The sequence below is a fragment of the Pedobacter sp. 05L430 genome (genome assembly GCF_056397585.1).
In genome coordinates this window covers 1-18,851 of the sequence record NZ_JBFTNT010000061.1, presented here as the reverse complement: position 1 = coordinate 18,851, position 18,851 = coordinate 1, and the positions used below count along the sequence as shown (strand labels likewise).

At 39.8% G+C, this 18,851-nt stretch carries 15 protein-coding genes and 1 pseudogene; 14 read left to right on the top strand and 2 right to left on the bottom strand.

The features are described 5' to 3' along the window. Nucleotides 1-4 precede the first annotated feature (4 nt). The 6 genes from AC1DG9_RS11525 (at nucleotide 5) to AC1DG9_RS11500 (ending at nucleotide 8,679) form a co-directional block, all read left to right on the top strand. Nucleotides 5-1,486 (top strand): RagB/SusD family nutrient uptake outer membrane protein, encoded by a 1,482-nt coding sequence (locus AC1DG9_RS11525; RefSeq protein ID WP_288882528.1) that lies wholly within the window; start codon nucleotides 5-7, stop codon nucleotides 1,484-1,486. 129 nt (nucleotides 1,487-1,615) lie between these two features. Further along, on the top strand, nucleotides 1,616-2,896 hold the full coding sequence (locus AC1DG9_RS11520) for a glucoamylase family protein (protein ID WP_477634657.1): 1,281 nt from the start codon (nucleotides 1,616-1,618) through the stop codon (nucleotides 2,894-2,896). Nucleotides 2,897-2,932: 36 nt separating this feature from the next. After that, nucleotides 2,933-4,648: a family 43 glycosylhydrolase gene (locus AC1DG9_RS11515; protein ID WP_337717900.1), complete on the top strand. Its 1,716-nt coding sequence runs from the start codon at nucleotides 2,933-2,935 to the stop codon at nucleotides 4,646-4,648. A gap of 14 nt (nucleotides 4,649-4,662) precedes the next feature. Continuing rightward, entirely contained in the window at nucleotides 4,663-5,325 is a 663-nt protein-coding gene (locus tag AC1DG9_RS11510) for a GDSL-type esterase/lipase family protein (protein WP_288882533.1), read from the top strand. A gap of 8 nt (nucleotides 5,326-5,333) precedes the next feature. Beyond that, nucleotides 5,334-7,631: a beta-glucosidase BglX gene (gene bglX, locus AC1DG9_RS11505; RefSeq protein ID WP_172659375.1), complete on the top strand. Its 2,298-nt coding sequence runs from the start codon at nucleotides 5,334-5,336 to the stop codon at nucleotides 7,629-7,631. Nucleotides 7,632-7,860: 229 nt separating this feature from the next. Beyond that, the gene (locus AC1DG9_RS11500) at nucleotides 7,861-8,679 is read left to right on the top strand and encodes a carboxylesterase family protein (protein WP_477634656.1); all 819 of its coding nucleotides are present in this window, start codon (nucleotides 7,861-7,863) and stop codon (nucleotides 8,677-8,679) included. Here the strand turns inward: AC1DG9_RS11500 and AC1DG9_RS11495 are convergent. Further along, nucleotides 8,635-9,159: pseudogene (locus AC1DG9_RS11495) on the bottom strand (YebC/PmpR family DNA-binding transcriptional regulator); the annotation flags it as partial. The gene AC1DG9_RS11500 and the pseudogene AC1DG9_RS11495 sit on opposite strands and share 45 nt — an antisense overlap. Before the next feature lie 38 nt (nucleotides 9,160-9,197). Further along, nucleotides 9,198-10,142, bottom strand: a complete 945-nt coding sequence (locus tag AC1DG9_RS11490) for an NAD-dependent epimerase/dehydratase family protein (protein ID WP_172659372.1) — start codon at nucleotides 10,140-10,142, stop codon at nucleotides 9,198-9,200. 151 nt (nucleotides 10,143-10,293) lie between these two features. Here AC1DG9_RS11490 and AC1DG9_RS11485 point away from each other — a divergent pair, with 151 nt between their 5' ends. From AC1DG9_RS11485 to AC1DG9_RS11450, 8 genes are all read left to right on the top strand, one after another. Then, nucleotides 10,294-10,965, top strand: coding sequence for a gluconate 2-dehydrogenase subunit 3 family protein (locus tag AC1DG9_RS11485; RefSeq protein WP_048903711.1), 672 nt, complete (start codon nucleotides 10,294-10,296; stop codon nucleotides 10,963-10,965). 18 nt (nucleotides 10,966-10,983) lie between these two features. Continuing rightward, on the top strand, nucleotides 10,984-12,687 hold the full coding sequence (locus AC1DG9_RS11480) for a GMC family oxidoreductase (RefSeq protein WP_337717902.1): 1,704 nt from the start codon (nucleotides 10,984-10,986) through the stop codon (nucleotides 12,685-12,687). After that, nucleotides 12,687-13,847, top strand: coding sequence for a Gfo/Idh/MocA family protein (locus AC1DG9_RS11475; RefSeq protein ID WP_172659370.1), 1,161 nt, complete (start codon nucleotides 12,687-12,689; stop codon nucleotides 13,845-13,847). The genes AC1DG9_RS11480 and AC1DG9_RS11475 overlap by 1 nt, the downstream gene beginning before the upstream one ends. Nucleotides 13,848-13,855: 8 nt before the next feature. Next, complete coding sequence (locus AC1DG9_RS11470; protein WP_288882539.1) at nucleotides 13,856-14,914, top strand: sugar phosphate isomerase/epimerase family protein; 1,059 nt, start codon at nucleotides 13,856-13,858, stop codon at nucleotides 14,912-14,914. Between the two features lie 12 nt (nucleotides 14,915-14,926). Continuing rightward, nucleotides 14,927-15,412 (top strand): c-type cytochrome, encoded by a 486-nt coding sequence (locus tag AC1DG9_RS11465; protein ID WP_288882541.1) that lies wholly within the window; start codon nucleotides 14,927-14,929, stop codon nucleotides 15,410-15,412. Between the two features lie 26 nt (nucleotides 15,413-15,438). Continuing rightward, nucleotides 15,439-16,896 (top strand): Gfo/Idh/MocA family protein, encoded by a 1,458-nt coding sequence (locus tag AC1DG9_RS11460; protein ID WP_172659367.1) that lies wholly within the window; start codon nucleotides 15,439-15,441, stop codon nucleotides 16,894-16,896. 28 nt (nucleotides 16,897-16,924) lie between these two features. Then, nucleotides 16,925-17,617: a 3-keto-disaccharide hydrolase gene (locus AC1DG9_RS11455; RefSeq protein ID WP_172659366.1), complete on the top strand. Its 693-nt coding sequence runs from the start codon at nucleotides 16,925-16,927 to the stop codon at nucleotides 17,615-17,617. 32 nt (nucleotides 17,618-17,649) lie between these two features. After that, nucleotides 17,650-18,851, top strand: a 1,202-nt coding sequence (locus AC1DG9_RS11450; RefSeq protein WP_477634655.1) for an MFS transporter, incomplete at its 3' end; no start/stop codon positions are given.

Below are 18,851 nucleotides of genomic sequence, written 5' to 3'. Positions count from 1 at the left end.
GAATATGAAAACACATATAAATATACAGTCCTGCTTCGCAGCGGCAGCTTTAAGTGTAATGCTGTTTACGGCCTCCTGTAAAAAAGAGTTCCTAAATGTTCCGCCACAGGCTCAGCAGCCGGCTATTCAATTCTGGAAAACATCGGAAGATGCCTTAAAAGGGGTAAATGCGATTTATGCACAATTGCGCAGCTGGAACAGCGTGGCATTTAATGCCATTGTTATAGAGAGCACTGGCTCTGATGAAGCTGATAAAGGAAGTACACCTACTGATGCAACGTTTTTTAATCTTTATGATAATTTTACCGTAACCTCTACACAAGGTTCCCTACAGGATTTCTGGACTGGGCAGTATCAAAACATCAATCTATGCAATCAGGTATTAGACAATGTGCCAAACATAGAAATGGACGCTAACTTAAAAGAACGTTATCTGGCCGAAGCCAAATTTATACGGGCATACTCTTATTTCAGACTTGTACGTGCCTATGGAAATGTGGTTTTAAGGCTTCATGTTCCTAAAGACGCTACGGAATACAACATGCCTCAATCCACCAAAGAAGAGGTATATGCTCAAATCGAAAAAGATCTGACAGAAGCGGCTGCAGTTCTGCCAACTACTTACGGGGCAGCCGAGCTTGGCAGAGCAACAAAGGGTGCCGCTTTAGGAATGATGGCCAAAGCAGCAATGTACCAGCAAAAATGGGATCAGGTGTTATCGCTAACCAACCAGGTTATGGGATTAGGCTATGATCTTTTTCCAGATTTTGAAAAAGGATTCAGAACACAAAACGAGAACAACGTTGAATCTCTATTTGAGATCCAATGTGAATTGTTGCCTGGCAACTCTGCAGCATCAAATTCACAATACAGTCAGGTACAGGGTGTTGCCGGTGTTGCCGGGGGCGGATGGGGATTCAATACGCCTTCAGAAGTTTTGGCTAATGCCTTTGAAACCGGCGATCCAAGAAGAGATGCAACCATTATTTTTAAAGGCGAGACTACTCCTCAGGGAGATGTGATTCCTAACACAGTACCAAATGAGAGATATAATCAAAAATCATATGTGCCATTTGGAATGCGTGTATCTGGATTTAATGAAGGTGCCCAGCAGAATATTCGTGTGCTGAGATTTGCAGACATACTCTTGATGAACGCAGAAGCCGCCAATGAACTTGGAAACCCAACACTTGCCAAGACATCATTAAATCGTGTAAGAAAACGTGCGCGAGGAACTAATGCGGCGATTCTACCAGACGTGACAACCAGCGATAAGGCAGCATTAAAAGAAGCAATCTGGCACGAACGACAAGTGGAGTTGGCAATGGAAAGTGATCGTTACTTCGACGTAATTCGTCAGGGCCGTGCACTTCAAGTGTTTGGTCCAAAAGGATGGAAAGCTAACAAAAATGAAGTTTGGCCAATTCCTTCAACAGAGATAGACCAAAGTGGTGGTTTATTAAAGCAAAACCCCGGCTATAATTAATTCACTTTTAAAAGGTTGCTCCTGTTAAAGCAGCAACCTTTTTTAGTTAACAAGCACATGATAAAAATCAGTCATTCTTCAATACTCCTAATATTTTCATTAGTTTTTGTTCTATTTACAAATCTTGTAATGGGGCAAAAAAAAAGCAATAAAATAACGGCTGACCTCTCCATTAAAAAAAACCTTACCGACGATCAGCTTCTTGATCTGGTACAAAAACAAACTTTCAGATACTTCTGGGATTTTGGACACCCTGTTAGCGGCATGGCACGCGAACGAAGTAACCGATCTTTTGACTACGGCGATGAGGTAGTTACAACGGGAGGTACCGGCTTTGGTGTTATGGCTATGATAGTAGCCTCAGAGCGTAAATTTATCACTCGTGAACAAGCTGCTGAACGCACAAAAAAAATAGTAGACTTTTTATGGAAGGCCGATATGTTTCATGGTGCTTTCCCTCATTGGTTAAATGGCGAAACCGGAAAAGTAATCCGCTTTAGCCCAAAAGATGATGGTGCAGATATCGTTGAAACTTCTTTATTGTTTCAAGGTTTATTAACTGCCCGTCAGTATTATACTGAAGATAATCCTGTCGAAAACGACATCAGAAATAAAATATTATGGATGTGGGAAGGTATTGAATGGAATTGGTTCACTCAAAATCAAAATGTTCTTTACTGGCACTGGAGTCCAAACAACGGCTGGAGCATGAACCATCAGATTAAAGGATGGAACGAGTGTTTGATTACCTATGKGATGGCAGCATCATCTCCAAAATTCCCTATCAACAAACGCGTTTACGACGATGGTTACGCAAATAACAACACCTACTTCAATGGTCGTAAATTTAATGGCATTACGCTACCATTAGGCTTTGATTACGGAGGCCCGTTATTCTTTTCGCATTACTCATTCATGGGCTTAGATCCACGTGGTTTAAAAGACAACAATGCAGATTATTGGGAACAAAATAAAAATCATACACTTATTAATAGGGCTTATTGTATAGAAAACCCAAAAAAATATAAAGGCTATGGTGCCAACAGCTGGGGCTTAACTGCCAGTGATAGCTGGGGTGGTTATGCTGCCCATTCGCCAAGCGAAGACCTTGGTGTAATTACACCAACTGCAGCTTTATCTGCCTTCCCTTATACCCCAGAATATTCAATGGAAGCGCTAAAACATTTTTATTATGATAAAGGAGACAAACTATGGAGTGAATATGGTTTTGTGGATGCTTTTAGTGAAGAAAAAAACTGGTATGCAAAATCTCACCTTGCTATAGATCAGGGGCCAATCATTGTAATGATTGAAAACTACCGCAGCGGCTTATTGTGGAAATTATTTATGAGCAGCCCTGATGTAAAAAGAGGTCTTAAAACCTTAGGATTCACGAGTCCCAATTTGTAGATGATGACGAAGAATATATATATTTCAATGTTGTTAATGCTTATTGTAAGCATGGGCGCATTTGCTCAAAAAAAACAACTTACTTATTGTAATCCAATTAATCTGGATTACGGCTATACTCCTATTCCTAATTTTGCGGAGCAAGGAAAACACAGGGCTACAGCCGATCCTGTTATTGTAACCTACAAAGGTGATTATTATCTGTTTTCTACCAACCAATGGGGTTATTGGTGGAGCAGCGATATGTATAACTGGAAATTCGTTTCTAAAAACTTCTTAAGACCTGAGCATAAGGTTTACGATGATCTTTGCGCCCCGTCTGTATGGGTGCAGGGAGACACGATGCTTGTTTTCGGCTCTACTTATTCTAAAAATTTCCCGATATGGATGAGCACAGATCCTAAAAACAATGAATGGAAAGAAGCTGTTCATGAATTTGAGATTGGTGGATGGGATCCTGCTCATTTTGTTGATGACGACGGCAAATTGTACATGTACAATGGTAGCAGCAATAGCTACCCGCTATATGGTATTGAGTTAAACCGAAAAACTTTTGATCCCATAGGCACCCGTAAAGAATTACTCCTGTTAAATCCGGAGCGCTATGGATGGCAACGGTTTGGAGAATATTTGGACAACACCTTTTTAGATCCATTTATGGAGGGTGCCTGGGTAACAAAGCACAACAGTAAGTACTACCTTCAATATGGCGCACCAGGCACGGAATTTAGCGGCTATGCCGATGGTGTTGCTGTTGGGCCTACTCCTTTGGGACCATTTGAACACCAGTCTAATCCTTTTTCATGGAAACCAGGTGGCTTTGCCCGTGGTGCAGGCCATGGTGCTACTTATCAGGATAAATGGAAGAACTACTGGCATGTTTCTACAATAGCCATCTCCGTAAAAAACAACTTTGAACGTCGCCTTGGTATTTGGCCAGCCGGATTCGATAATGACGATGTAATGTATATGGATGCTGCCTTCGGCGATTATCCTCATTACTTACCTACTGAAGCCCAGGATCACTTAAAAAGCGGTTTTACCGGATGGATGTTGTTAAATTATAACAAGCCTGTAGCTGTATCATCGACACTTGGATCATACTATGCCAACAATGCTGTYGATGAAAGCATTAAAACTTATTGGAGTGCAAAAACAGGAAATAAAGGCGAATGGATCCAAACTGATCTCGGTGGCGTGTCGACAGTAAATGCAGTACAGATTAACTATGCAGATCAGGATGCCGAGTTCCTTGGCAAACGCCAGGATATTTATCATCAATACAAGCTGTGGTATTCTACAGATGGTGTTAAATGGAAAATCTTAAAGGATAAAGGCACAAATAAAACTGATGTTCCTCATGATTATATTGAGCTTGAACAACCGGTTAAGGCACGATTTATAAAACTGGAAAACATACATATGCCTACAGGTAAGTTCGCTATTAGCGGCCTACGGGTTTTTGGTAATGGCAATCAGTCGACACCAAAAAGCGTCAAAGATTTTGTAGTACTAAGAACCGAAAAAGACAAACGCAGTGCATGGTTAAAATGGGCACCTGTAGAAGATGCTTATGCTTACAACATTTACATAGGCACTGAACCCGACAAGTTGTACAACTGCATTATGGTGTATAATACTAATGAATACTGGTATAAAGGGATGGACAAAAATAAAACTTACTATTTTAGCATAGAAGCAATCAATGAGAGCGGAGTCGCTCCTAAAACAGAGGTTGCCAAAGTTAATTAGAAATTTAAAAAATCATGAAACATCACTTCTATTTCCGTCTGCTTTTTGTATTACTGGTAAGTCTGTCTGTTAACTCACATGCGCAGGAGAAACCTTTCTGGAACGATATCCAGAAATTTAAACATCAGGATAGTGTATCAATGCCTGCCAAAAACAAAGTTGTATTTGTGGGCAGTTCTTCATTCACACGCTGGAATGAACTGGAGACAGTTTTTAAAGATTATCATGCCATTAACCGTGGTTTTGGAGGCTCTACGCTTGAACAGGCGAATGAGTATATCAACGAGCTTGTGTTTGCTTATAAGCCTAAGCAGGTTGTAATTTACAGTGGAGAAAACGACATTGCAACAGGCACAAGTGCAGAGCAAACGTACAACAGATTTGTAACGTTTTATAATAACCTTCGTAAAGGTCTTCCCAAAGCAAACATAGTGTATATCTCTATGAAGCAGAGTCCTTCAAGAATGAAGTTTGCTGATAATGTGACCAAAGCAAACACCATGATAAAAGAGTATATCAGTAAGCAAAAAAATGCAGTTTTTATTGATGTAAACTCCAAAATGCTCGACAGCAACGGTGCTCCAAGACCAGAACTGTTTGTAGAAGATATGCTACATATGAAGCCAGAAGGCTATGCCATCTGGATCAAAGAAATAACACCCTATTTAAAAAAATAACACAAAAAATGAAAATATCTCACTTACTATTCTTGTCTATGTTTTTCTGCATCGGCGCAACATCTGCGCAACAGAAAAAAAAAGTTCCCGCAGCTGATCAAAAGATGAATGCTTTTATCGGCAACCTATTATCTAAAATGACTTTAGATGAAAAGATAGGGCAACTCAATTTGCTAACCGGCGGCGAAGCAACTACAGGATCGGTAGTAAGTACAGATGTTGAAAGTAAGATCAAAAAAGGTCAGGTAGGCGGCATGTTTAGCTTTACAACACCTCAAAAAATCCGTAAGGCACAAGAAATCGCTGTAAACGAAAGCAGACTTAAAATCCCTATCATTTTTGGGCAGGATGTAATCCATGGGTATAAAACCACCTTCCCTATTCCATTGGCCTTATCTTGTACATGGGATATGTCTCTTATCCAGAAAACGGCACGTATAGCAGCGGTTGAAGCTACTGCTGACGGACTTAACTGGACTTTCTCTCCAATGGTTGATATATCAAGAGACCCGAGGTGGGGAAGAATATCTGAAGGATCAGGAGAAGATACTTATTTAGGAAGTCAAATTGCCAAAGCAATGATTAAAGGTTACCAGGGCGATGATCTTTCTAAATACAACACCATGATGGCCTGCGTTAAACACTTTGCGTTATATGGCGCTGCCGAAGCTGGAAGAGACTATAACACTACAGATATGAGTCTGGACAGGATGTATAATGAATACCTGCCTCCTTACAAGGCTGCTATTGATGCCGGTGCCGGAAGTGTAATGACATCTTTTAATGATATTAATGGTGTTCCTGCCACCGCTAACAAATGGTTAATGACAGATTTGCTACGTAAACAATGGGGCTTTAAGGGTTTCGTTGTTACTGACTACACCGCTGTGAACGAACTGATCGATCATGGCCTGGGCGATTTGCAGACAGTCTCTGCCTTATCATTGAATGCCGGAGTTGATATGGATATGGTGGGTGAAGGGTTTCTAACCACCCTAAAAAAATCGGTACAGGAAGGTAAAGTAAAAACACAACAAATTGACAATGCCTGCCGCCTTGTGTTGGAGGCTAAATATAAGCTAGGTTTGTTTGAGGATCCATATCGTTATTGCAATGAAGAACGTGCAAAAACTGAAATACTTAAACCTGAACATTTACAATTTGCGCGTGAAGCGGCAACTCAATCTTTTGTCTTGTTAAAAAACGACAAACAGACATTACCACTCAAAAAAACAGGCACCGTTGCATTGATAGGCCCTTTGGCCAACACTGGATCCAATATGCCGGGCACATGGAGTGTAAATAGTGATTTAGCCAATACATCTTCTCTTCTTGCAGGTATGAAAGCTGCTTTAGGATCAAACGTTAAAGTATTACATAGCTTAGGTTCGAACTTATTGGCGGATGAAGCGTATCAAAAAAGAGCAACTATGTTTGCTCGTGATATTCCAAGAGATAATCGCCCGGAAGAAGAAGTGATCAAAGAAGCAGTAGACATTGCAAAACAGTCGGATGTAGTTATTGCAGCTTTGGGAGAAGGTTCTGAAATGAGTGGTGAAAGCTCAAGCCGTACCAATCTGGAAATCCCTGAAGTTCAAAAACGCTTATTACAGGCCTTACTTAAAACTGGCAAACCAGTTGTTTTAGTTTTGTTTAGTGGTAGGCCATTAGTTTTAAATTGGGAAAACGAGAATGTTCCGGCGATACTTAATGTTTGGTTTGGTGGTACCGAAGCGGCAAAAGCAATTACTGATGTATTATTCGGCGATGTAAATCCATCAGGAAAACTAACCACAACATTCCCACAAAATGTGGGTCAGATACCATTGTATTACAGTCATAAAAATACAGGCCGTCCATTAGAAGATGGCAAATGGTTTTCTAAATTCCGTTCTAATTACATTGATGTAAGCAACGATCCCTTGTATCCATTTGGATACGGATTAAGCTATACAACCTTTGATTATAGTGATATAAAGCTAGACAAGGATAAATTTAAATCCGGCGAAACGATCAATGCGAGTGTTATTGTAAAGAATACCGGATCAAGGGAAGGCAAAGAAGTAGTTCAGCTTTACATCAGAGATCTTGTAGGCAGTTCTACACGTCCTGTTAAAGAATTAAAACACTTTGAAAAAATTGATTTAAAGGCGGGAGAAAGCAAAACAGTTAATTTCAAAATCACTGTTGATGATTTAAAATTCTTCAACTCGGAACTTAAATATGTAGCAGAACCAGGAGATTTTAAAGTGTTCATTGGTACAAATTCAAGAGATGTTAAGACTAATCAGTTTACGCTGCTTTAGCAGATTAAGTTTAGAGTATATAAGGCTGTATCATAACATGATCAGCCTTTTTTATGTAATTGATCGCCATCCTATAGCACGCCTCGTCATCTCGAGCATCGTGAGAGATCCCTTGGTTATGCCAGTTCAAGAGATCTCTCCTATCGTCGAGAGGACGACTGCTTAAAGCAATCGTCATTCCTATATCCCCTCATTTTTAAAAGATTACAATTTTGTTTAGTTTAGTAATATGAACAGGATTAAATTAACGGCTTTTATGGTCTTGCTATTAGGATTAAATGGTATGGCCCAGGACTTCAAGAAATATGATTCAGGGAATTTCATTGAAGGAAAAGACAGCATTTATTACAGGGTTCTGTTTCCCGAAAACTTTGATCCAAATCAAAAATATCCAATACTGTTTTTCTTACATGGAAGTGGAGAAAGAGGAAACGATAATGAGAAACAGCTTACCCATGGAGGCAAGTTGTTTTTAAAAGACAGTGTTCGTAAAAAATTTCCGGCAATAATCGTATTCCCACAATGTAGCAATGATAGTTTCTGGGCAAATGTCGAATTCAAAAATAATGAAGATGGCAAGCGGGAATTTAATTTCCAAACAGGAGGTAAACCCACAAAAGCCATGCATGCACTACTGGGTATGATAGATAATTTTTTGGATAAGCCCTTTGTGGATAAGAAAAAAGTTTACATAGGTGGCTTATCTATGGGAGGAATGGGTACTTATGAATTATTACGACGTAAGCGCAAAACATTTGCAGCTGCTTTTGCTATCTGCGGTGGCGATAACATTGCAAATGTTCAGAAGTATAAAAAGGTTCCACTATGGATTTTTCATGGAGAAAAAGATGATGTAGTGCCTGTAGTGCTTTCTACATCCATTGCTGATCAGCTTCAAGTATTGGGAAAAACTCCGAAAATAACGCTTTATCCCGAAGCCAATCACAACAGCTGGGACTCTGCCTTTGCAGAGCCGGAACTGTTGCCATGGCTATTTTCCAATAACTACAGCAATATCGTTCCCTTCTTCATCAGCCTCAAGATATAGTTCTTCCAGTCCTGAATCAATTAATTCAAATTCCAGTTCTTCCAGGTCTTTTTCTCCAGGTAAGAATCTGAATATTGATTTACGATTAAAAATAAAATCAAGAGATCCCGTTTTGCCTAAAGTACCACCTGTTTTATTAAAATAACTACGTACGTTAGCAACAGTTCTGTTTGTATTGTCTGTTGCAGTTTCAATTAAAACAGCAACACCATGCTGTGCATAGCCTTCGTAAACATACTCTTCATACCCATTCTCATCTTTATTTGAAGCACGTTTAATTGCCGCATCAACTCTATCTTTAGGCATGTTTACTGCCTTGGCATTTTGTATAGCTGTACGCAAACGAGAGTTGGTATCAGGACTTGGTCCGCCATCTTTAACGGCCATTACTATCTCTTTACCTATCCTGGTAAATTGTACGGCCATTTTGGCCCAACGTTTAAATTTTCTTTCTTTTCTGAACTCAAATGCTCTTCCCATTTTATTCTCTTTGGTGGTTATTTAGTAGTTAGTAAATACTATTTCTTTAAATTCTTAATCATGTCAAGCGTAAGTTTTGAAAGGTCAAACTCTGGCTTCCATCCCCATTCTTTCACAGCGAAACTGTCGTCAATGGACCTTGGCCAACTATCTGCGATGTTTTGGCGGGGGTCATTTTCGGTGTAAGTTAATGTAAATTCCGGAATATGCTTTCTGATCTCCGCTGCTAAAATCTCCGGAGTAAAGCTTACCCCCGCAAAATTATAACTGGAACGGATAGTAATTTTTGATGCCTCAGCATCCATCAATTCTATAGTACCACGGATGGCATCATCCATATACATCATTGGTAATTCTGTTGCGGCATTTAAAAACGATGCATACGTTCCTTTTTTTAACGCATCATGAAAAATATGGATGGCATAATCTGTAGTTCCTCCACCCGGTGCAGCTTTCCAGCTTATTAGGCCTGGGTAACGGATACTTCGTACATCTAAATTGTACTTTTGGTTATAATATTCACACCAACGTTCACCTGCCAGTTTACTAATTCCATAAACGGTATTGGGATCCATCACACAAAACTGAGGGGTATGATCTTTAGGCGAATTTGGACCAAAAACAGCTATGGAACTTGGCCAGTATACTTTTGCTGTTTTATAAGTAATTGCCAAATCTAAGATATTAAGTAAGCCATTCATGTTAAGGTCCCAGGCAAGCTTAGGATTTTGCTCGCCTGTTGCAGATAATAAGGCAGCCAGTAAATAAACCTGTGTTGGCTGATATTTCTGAAAAATACTGTTTAAAGTATCTTTTTCCAGAACATTTACAAATTCAAAAGGCCCCGAATTCTTGATGTCATAATCGGGCCGGCGAATGTCACACGCAATAACATTTGACTCTCCATACACTTTACGTAAAGCCGTTACCAGCTCTGTGCCTATCTGGCCGTTAGAGCCTAAAACTACTATATTCTCAATCATGACTGATTTGGATTTCCACAAGCTTTATAAAGTAACAAAAACATTATATATTTACTTTAATTGTGTATTTAGAACACTAACTATTTATTTTTTCTTAATATTACAAAACAAAACACACTTAGAATACACCAAAACACCTAAAACACCAAATATGGACAGACGAGAAGCAGTGAGGAATATGGCCTTCCTAATGGGAGGAGCTTTATCTGCAACTACGATAGGAGTATTTCTTGATAGTTGTAACTCACCATCTACTAAAACCAATGGCAAATTATTTGATGATAACCAGCTTAAACTGATTACCGAAGTTGCCGACATCATTATCCCTACAACGAGCTCGCCGGGTGCAAAGGCTGCAGGAGTAGGCCCGTTTATAGCCTTAATGGTAAAAGATTGTTATCCCGAGGATGCTCAAAAGGCATTTGTGAAAGGACTTGATGCTCTTGAAGAGCAATCTAAAGACCAGTTTAAAAAATCTTTCCTGGAAATTTCTCCGGCCGAGCGCACACAATTGCTTAGTAAACTCAGAGAAGAGACTATTGCTGCTACCAAAGCTGAACAGGATAAACAAAAAGAGGCAGACGCTCAAAAAACTGACCCTGATAAGGCAAAGTCTCAAACCGAAAATGCCGGCTTCGCATCAATACTACCAAAGGACAAGCCGAAAACAGAACCACGTTTCTTTTCTATCATTAGAGATCTAACCTTACTAGGTTATTTCACCTCTGAGATTGGAGCAACAAAAGCAATGGCTTATGTTGATATCCCTGGCCGCTATGATGGCTGTGTGGATTTGAAACCTGGTCAAAAAGTTTGGGCATAAACCTTTTATAGCATTAAAATGAGCAATTTAAATACGAAAGCGACAGCTAACAATACATATGACGCCATTGTTGTAGGATCTGGAATTAGTGGTGGCTGGGCAGCAAAGGAACTAACAGAAAAGGGCTTAAAAGTTCTATTACTTGAAAGAGGAAGAAACATTGAGCACATAAAAGACTATACTACCGCTACAAAGAAACCATGGGAGTTTGAACACCGTGGAAGAATAACCGAAGCACAAAAAGAAGCGCATCCGGTGCAAAAGAGAGATTATCCATACTCGGAATTCAACGAGAGTTATTGGGTAAATGACCACGATTGCCCGTATACAGAAATTAAACGTTTTGACTGGTACCGCGGATTTCATGTTGGTGGAAAATCACTGATGTGGGGCAGACAGAGTTACCGTTTTAGCGATCTTAACTTTGAAGACAACCTTAAAGATGGGCATGGTGTTGACTGGCCAATCAGATATAAAGATATTGCTCCATGGTATGACTATGTAGAGAAATTTGCAGGTATCAGCGGACAAGTAGAAGGCTGGCCGGCATTACCTGATGGTCAATTCCTACCCCCAATGGAGATGAACTGCGTTGAAAAAGATGTAAAGAAACGTATTGAAGATAAGTGGAAAAAATCGAGAATCATGACAATTGGCCGTACAGCCAATTTAACTGTCCCTCATGGAGGAAGAGGATCTTGCCAATACCGTAATCTTTGCAGCAGAGGTTGTCCGTTTGGAGCTTATTTTAGCACTCAGTCATCTACCCTACCTGCAGCTGTAGCTACAGGAAACCTTACTTTACGTCCTTTTTCATTAGTAAACACCATTATCTATGATAAAGAAACCAAAAAAGCAAAAGGTGTTGTAGTAATAGACTCAGAAACAAAAGAAACTATAGAATATTTTGCAAAGATCGTTTTTGTAAACGGATCAACTTTAGGCTCAACTTTCCTATTGCTTAACTCTACATCTGCTGAGTTCCCTGATGGATTAGGTAATGGCAGTGGACAATTGGGACATAACTTAATGGATCACCACTTCCGTTGTGGTGCATCTGGAAGAGCTGAAGGTTTTGACGACAAATATACTTATGGCCGCAGAGCAAACGGAATCTATATACCTAGATATAGGAACATGGGCAATGATAAACGCGACTACGTAAGAGGTTTCGGCTATCAGGGTGGTGCAAGCAGAGGTAACTGGCATGCTGATGTTGCTGAAATGGCATTTGGTGCTGAATTTAAAGATCAAATGACTACACCAGGTGCATGGAACATGGGATTAGGAGGTTTCGGTGAGTCTCTCCCATATTTCGAAAACCGTGTTTATATAGACAAAAGCAAAAAAGACAAATGGGGTCAACCTGTATTGGCTATTGATTGTGAGTTTAAAGATAATGAACAAAAAATGCGCGTTGACATGATGAATGATGCTGCAGAAATGCTTGAAGCATCAGGAATTAAAGACGTAAAAACTTATGACAACGGATCTGCTCCAGGTATGGCAATACACGAAATGGGAACTGCCCGCATGGGACATGACCCTAAAACTTCGGTATTAAATAAATGGAATCAGATGCATGAAGTAAAAAATGTATTTGTAACAGATGGTTCTTGCATGACTTCAGCTGCATGCCAGAATCCATCATTAACATATATGGCTTTAACAGCAAGAGCTTGTGATTTTGCAGTTAGTGAATTAAAAAAAGGTAACATTTAATGAAGACAAGAAAAATTAGAATGGGCATGGTAGGCGGCGGTAAAGACGCGTTTATCGGTGCAGTTCATCGTATTGCCGCTAACATTGACGGCCAGGTAGAGTTTTGCTGCGGAGCATTGAGTATACACCCCGAAATTGCCAGAGAATCTGGTGAAATGTTATTCCTTCCGGAAGACAGGGTTTATATGAACTTTGAGGAAATGATTGAGAAAGAAAGCAAATTACCTGCTGACAAACGTATCGACTTTGTAACTATTGTTACCCCAAATTTTGCCCACTTTGCTCCTGCAATGATGGCCTTGGATCATGGGTTTAACGTGGTAATTGAAAAACCAATTGCATTATCTCTTGAAGAAGCTAAGTTATTACAGCAAAAAGTACAGGAAACTGGCTTAATTCTATGCTTAACTCATACCTACTCTGGTTATCCAATGGTAAAACAAGCCAGACAAATGGTAAAAGAAGGAAAACTTGGTGCCATTAGAAAAATCATGGTTGAGTATCCTCAGGGATGGCTAAGCACCCTTACCGAAAGAGAAGGAAATGCCCAGGCCGCATGGCGCACTGACCCAACCAAAAGTGGAAAAAGCGGTTGTATGGGAGATATAGGAACACACGCTGCGCAATTAGCAGAGTATATTTCAGGCTTAAAAATCACTAAGCTATGTGCCGATCTGAACGTTGTAGTTCAGGGAAGGGCACTTGATGACGACGGTAACGTACTTTTGAAATTTGACAATGGCGCAAGCGGTGTATTATCAGCATCTCAGGTAGCTGCAGGTGAAGAAAATGCTTTAAAAATTAGAGTATATGGAGAAAAAGGCGGATTAGAGTGGAACCAGCAAGAGCCAAATACGCTTACTTTAAAATGGCTTAATGAACCAGCTCAGATTTACCGCGCAGGACAAGCTTATCTTTCAGATATTGCAAAACACAACTTACGTGTTCCAGGCGGACATCCGGAAGGCTACCTGGAAGCTTTTGCAAACATTTATAGAAATTTTGCACTTACGGTTTCGGCTAAAATCCATGGAACAACTCCTACAGAAGCCATGCTGGATTTCCCAAGGGTTGAAGATGGTGTAAGAGGTATGGCATTTATTGATACAGTAGTAGCTTCAAGTCAGTCTGATCAAAAATGGACAGATTTTAAAATATAAAAAATATCATGACAACACTTAAAGGTCCCGGAGTTTTCCTTGCTCAATTTATTGGTGATGAGGCTCCTTTTAATTCTTTAGATGCTATTTGTGAATGGGCGGCAAGCTTAGGCTTTAAGGGTATCCAGGTACCCACGCTTGACGCAAGGTTTATTGACCTTCAAAAAGCAGCAGAAAGCAAAACTTATGCTGATGAATTAACCGGTAAGGTTAGATCATACGGTTTGGAAATCACGGAATTGTCGACACATTTACAAGGTCAGCTGGTTGCTGTACATCCGGCATATGACCTTGCATTTGATGCCTTTGCTCCTGATCAGTATAAAAACAATCCAAAAGCAAGAACAGAATGGGCAGTACAGCAATTAAAATATGCTGCAAAAGCTTCTCAGAATCTTGGTTTAAATGCACATGCTACATTTAGTGGTTCATTGTTATGGCATATGTTCCATCCGTGGCCTCAACGTCCGGAAGGACTTGTTGATGCAGCTTTTACCGAGCTTGCAAAAAGATGGACTCCAATATTAAATGAGTTTGATACCTGTGGTGTAGATGTATGTTACGAGATACACCCAGGCGAAGACCTCTTTGATGGCATCACTTATGAGATGTTCCTTGAAAAAGTAAACAATCACCCTCGTGCGTGCTTGCTTTACGATCCTTCACACTTTGTTTTACAACAGCTTGATTATATTCAGTATATTGATTTTTATCATGAGCGCATAAAGGCATTCCATGTTAAAGATTCTGAATTTAATGCAACAGGTAAACAAGGAACATTTGGTGGTTACCAAAGCTGGGCGAATCGTGCCGGAAGATATCGTTCTCCTGGTGATGGACAAGTAGATTTCAAAACCATATTCAGTAAGCTTGCGCAATATGATTACAAAGGATGGGCGGTAATGGAATGGGAATGCTGCATTAAGGATGCTGAAGTTGGMGCCAGAGAAGGCGCGGAATTCATTAAAAAGAATATCATTAAAGTAACCACTAAAGCATTCGATGATTTTGCTGCTTCTGGTGGTGACGATGATTTCAATAACAGAATTTTAGGTTTAGATAAATAATACAACACAACAATGAAAAGAACATTATTAGTTTTAGGCTGTTTAGCAATCTTTATGGCCTCATGTGCAAGTCCGGAAGAAAGAGCCGCAGCAAATAAAGCTGCAGATTCAGCTAACACATCAGCATCGACTCCTGCAACTGAAGCTACAACCCCTGCCGCTACTGATACGGCTGCAAAGGAAGCAGCAGCACCTGCACCAGCTGCAACTACACCGGCAGCTCCAGCTGCCACTGCAGAAAAGGGAAAAGGCGAAGCACTTATTTCTAAGTCTGACTGCCTTGCATGTCATAGCAAAACTCAAAAACTTGTTGGACCTGCTTATGTAAATGTGGCTGGTAAATATCCTGCAACTGAAGAGAACATTGACCATCTGGCTGATAAGATCATTGCAGGTGGACAAGGTGTTTGGGGTGCAATTCCAATGACTCCGCACCCAACATTAAGTAAAGACGATGCAAAAGAAATGGTAAAATATATTTTATCACTTAAAAAATAATTCAACCTACCTAACCAAATAGAACCATGGAAGAAACAAAAAAAGATCAGAATGCTACCAACAGACGTAGTTTTCTAAAAACATCAGCTATTGCTGCATCTGCATTTATGATAGTTCCGCGTCACGTTTTGGGCGGAAAAGGATTTTTAGCTCCTAGCGACAGATTAATTGTAGCGGGAATTGGTGCAGGCGGAAAAGGTCAATCTGATATTGCTGAATTTGCAAAAAGTGGAAAAGCCGATATTGGTTTTTTATGCGATGTGCATGATTCAAGAGCTGCGAATAGTGTAAAAGCTTTCCCTAAAGCTAAATATTATAGAGATTGGCGCGAATTGATGGATAAAGAAGCTAAAAATTTTGATGCTGTTTCTGTTTCTACTCCAGATCATAACCATGCCATTATTGCCCTTGCAGCAATGCAATTGGGTAAGCATGTGTATGTGCAAAAACCTTTAACTCATGATATTTATGAGGCAAGAGCTTTAACAGCTGCTGCTAAAAAATATAAAGTGGTTACCCAAATGGGAAATCAGGGTGCTTCAAATGATGGCCCAAGACAAATGAAAGAATGGTATGACGCAGGATTGATTGGAGATGTACACACGGTTTATGCATGGACAGATCGTCCGGTATGGCCTCAAGGTATTCCATGGTCGGCTAACAAAGCTCAGGTGCCATCAGATCTTGATTGGGATCTTTGGTTAGGTACTGCCCCATACAAAGACTATGTAGATAAATTGGTTCCGTTTAACTGGCGTGGCTGGTGGGATTATGGTACTGGTGCTCTTGGAGATATGGGCTGTCACCTACTAGAAGCTCCGTTTAGCGTATTGAATTTAAAATATGCAAGCGAAGTTCAGGCGAGTGTTGGTTCTGTATATGTTGATGAATTCAAAAGAGGATATTTCCCTGATAGTTGTCCTCCATCAAGTCACGTTACATTAAAATTCCCTAAAACAACTAAGACCAAGGGCGATGTTACTGTACACTGGATGGATGGTGGTATCCAACCTGAAAGACCAGAAGAATTACAAGCAAACGAAACCTTTGGAGACGGTGGTAATGGTACCTTATTTATTGGTACAAAAGGTAAAATGATGAGCGAAACTTATAGCGCAAATCCGAAATTACTTCCTTTAACTAAAAACAAAGACATCAAGGTAGCGCAAAAATTTGCCCGCGTACAAGGTGGCGCAGGTGGCCACTACAAACAATGGGTTGAAGCTGCTATTGCCGGTTATGGCAAGCAGGAAGTAAGTTCTCCTTTTGAAATTGCAGGCCCGCTTACAGAAGCCTTGTTAATGGCAAACCTTGCTATACGTGGTGTAGATGTTCAACGTAAAAACAGTGAAGGAAAAATCTCTTATCCTGGCCGTAATATTAAATTACTTTGGGATAACGACCTGATGAAGGTTACTAACCTTGATGATGTGAACCAATATGTGAAACGTGAGTATCGCAAAGGCTGGACTTTGGGCGCATAAAAAATAAAGAACAATTTTAAACCACATAATGAAAAAATACATTTTCTCTGCGCTGATCTTAACAACAATAATGAGCTGCAGTAGTACAAAAAGTCAAAAAGGCACCAAAGGATTCACCAAACTATTTAATGGTGAATCCACTGCCGGATGGCATACATATGGAAAAACAACCGCCGGCAGTAAATGGAAAGTAGAAGATGGAACACTCCACTTTGATCCAAACGGCCAAAATGATGGTGGAGGTGATTTAGTGACAGATAAGGAATACAGCAATTTCCATTTAAAACTGGAATGGAAAGTAGCTCCTAAAGCGAATAGCGGTATAATTTTCTATGTACACGAAGACCCGAAATATGGTGCTACATACAGTACAGGTTTAGAAATGCAGGTGCTGGACAACGATGGTCATCCGGACGGAAAGATAACCAAGCACAGAGCGGGAGATTTGTATGATCTTGTTAAAAGTAACTCTGAACCGGTAAAACCTGTTGGAGAATGGAATACAGCTGAAGTAATCAGTAACAATGGAGCCCTTGAATTAAGATTAAATGGCGTTAAAGTGGTAACTACTACACTCTGGGATGAAAACTGGAAAAATCTTGTTTCAAAAAGCAAGTTTGCTGGCTGGGAAGGATTTGGAACTTTTAAATCAGGCAAAATAGCTCTTCAGGATCATGGAGATGCTGTTTGGTACCGTAACATTATGATTAAAGAACTATAATTTAACTTTTAAAGAATAACGAAAACCCGAATATGAATACGACTAACCGTGTTAAATTATCAATCATGATGTTCCTAGAATTTTTTATCTGGGGATCATGGTTTGTTACCTTAGGTACTTTTCTGGACAAGAACCTTTCTGCTTCTGGCTCAGAAACTGCCGCTGTTTTTTCAACCCAATCATGGGGAGCAATAGTTGCCCCTTTTATTATCGGCTTAATTGCCGATAGATTTTTCAATGCAGAAAAAATCCTTGGTGTTTTACACCTTCTTGGTGCTGCTTTAATGTACCAAATGTATACTGCTGCAGATATATCTGTTTTTTATCCATACGTATTAGGCTATATGATCCTTTATATGCCAACACTTGCATTGGTGAATTCAGTATCCTTTAACCAGATGAAAGATCCGGAGAAAGAGTTCTCTCCTATCAGGATTTGGGGAACTATCGGTTGGATTACAGCTGGACTAATTATCAGTTATGTATTCATTTGGGATTCACCTGAGGCCTTGTCTGCAGGTTTATTGAAAAATACTTTCCTTATGGCTGGTATTGCCTCATTAGGCTTAGGCTTATTTAGTTTCACATTACCTAAAACGCCACCAAAAGTAGCTGCAGGTGAAAAAGTAAAGATCGGTGATATTTTAGGTCTTGACGCTTTGAAACTATTAAAGGATAAAAACTTTGCTATATTCTTTGTTTCTGCTATCCTAATCTGTATCCCTCTGGCATTCTATTACCAAAATGCCCACCCTTTCTTATCTAATATCGGTGTTGAAGGGCCTACCGGTAAAATGGCAATAGGACAAATTTCAGAGGCGCTATTTTTACTATTGATTCCATTCTTTTTCAAAAAATATGGATTCAAAAAAACCATTCTTGTGGGTATGCTGGCATGGTCTGTTAGGTATTTATTATTTGCCTATGGAAATGCAGGAGAGCTTAGCTTTATGATTCTGATTGGCATTGCATTACATGGTATTTGCTATGATTTCTTTTTTGTATCAGGACAGATCTACACCAATTCAAAAGCTGGTGAAAGATATAAAAGTGCTGCTCAGGGATTAATCACGTTAGCAACATATGGTGTTGGTATGCTTATTGGATTTGAAGTTGCAGGATGGATTACAGATACTTACAAAGGTGCCAACGGAGCTGCCGACTGGAAAATGGTGTGGCTAATCCCATCTGGTATTGCATTTGTAGTTTTCTTATTGTTTGCACTAACTTTCAA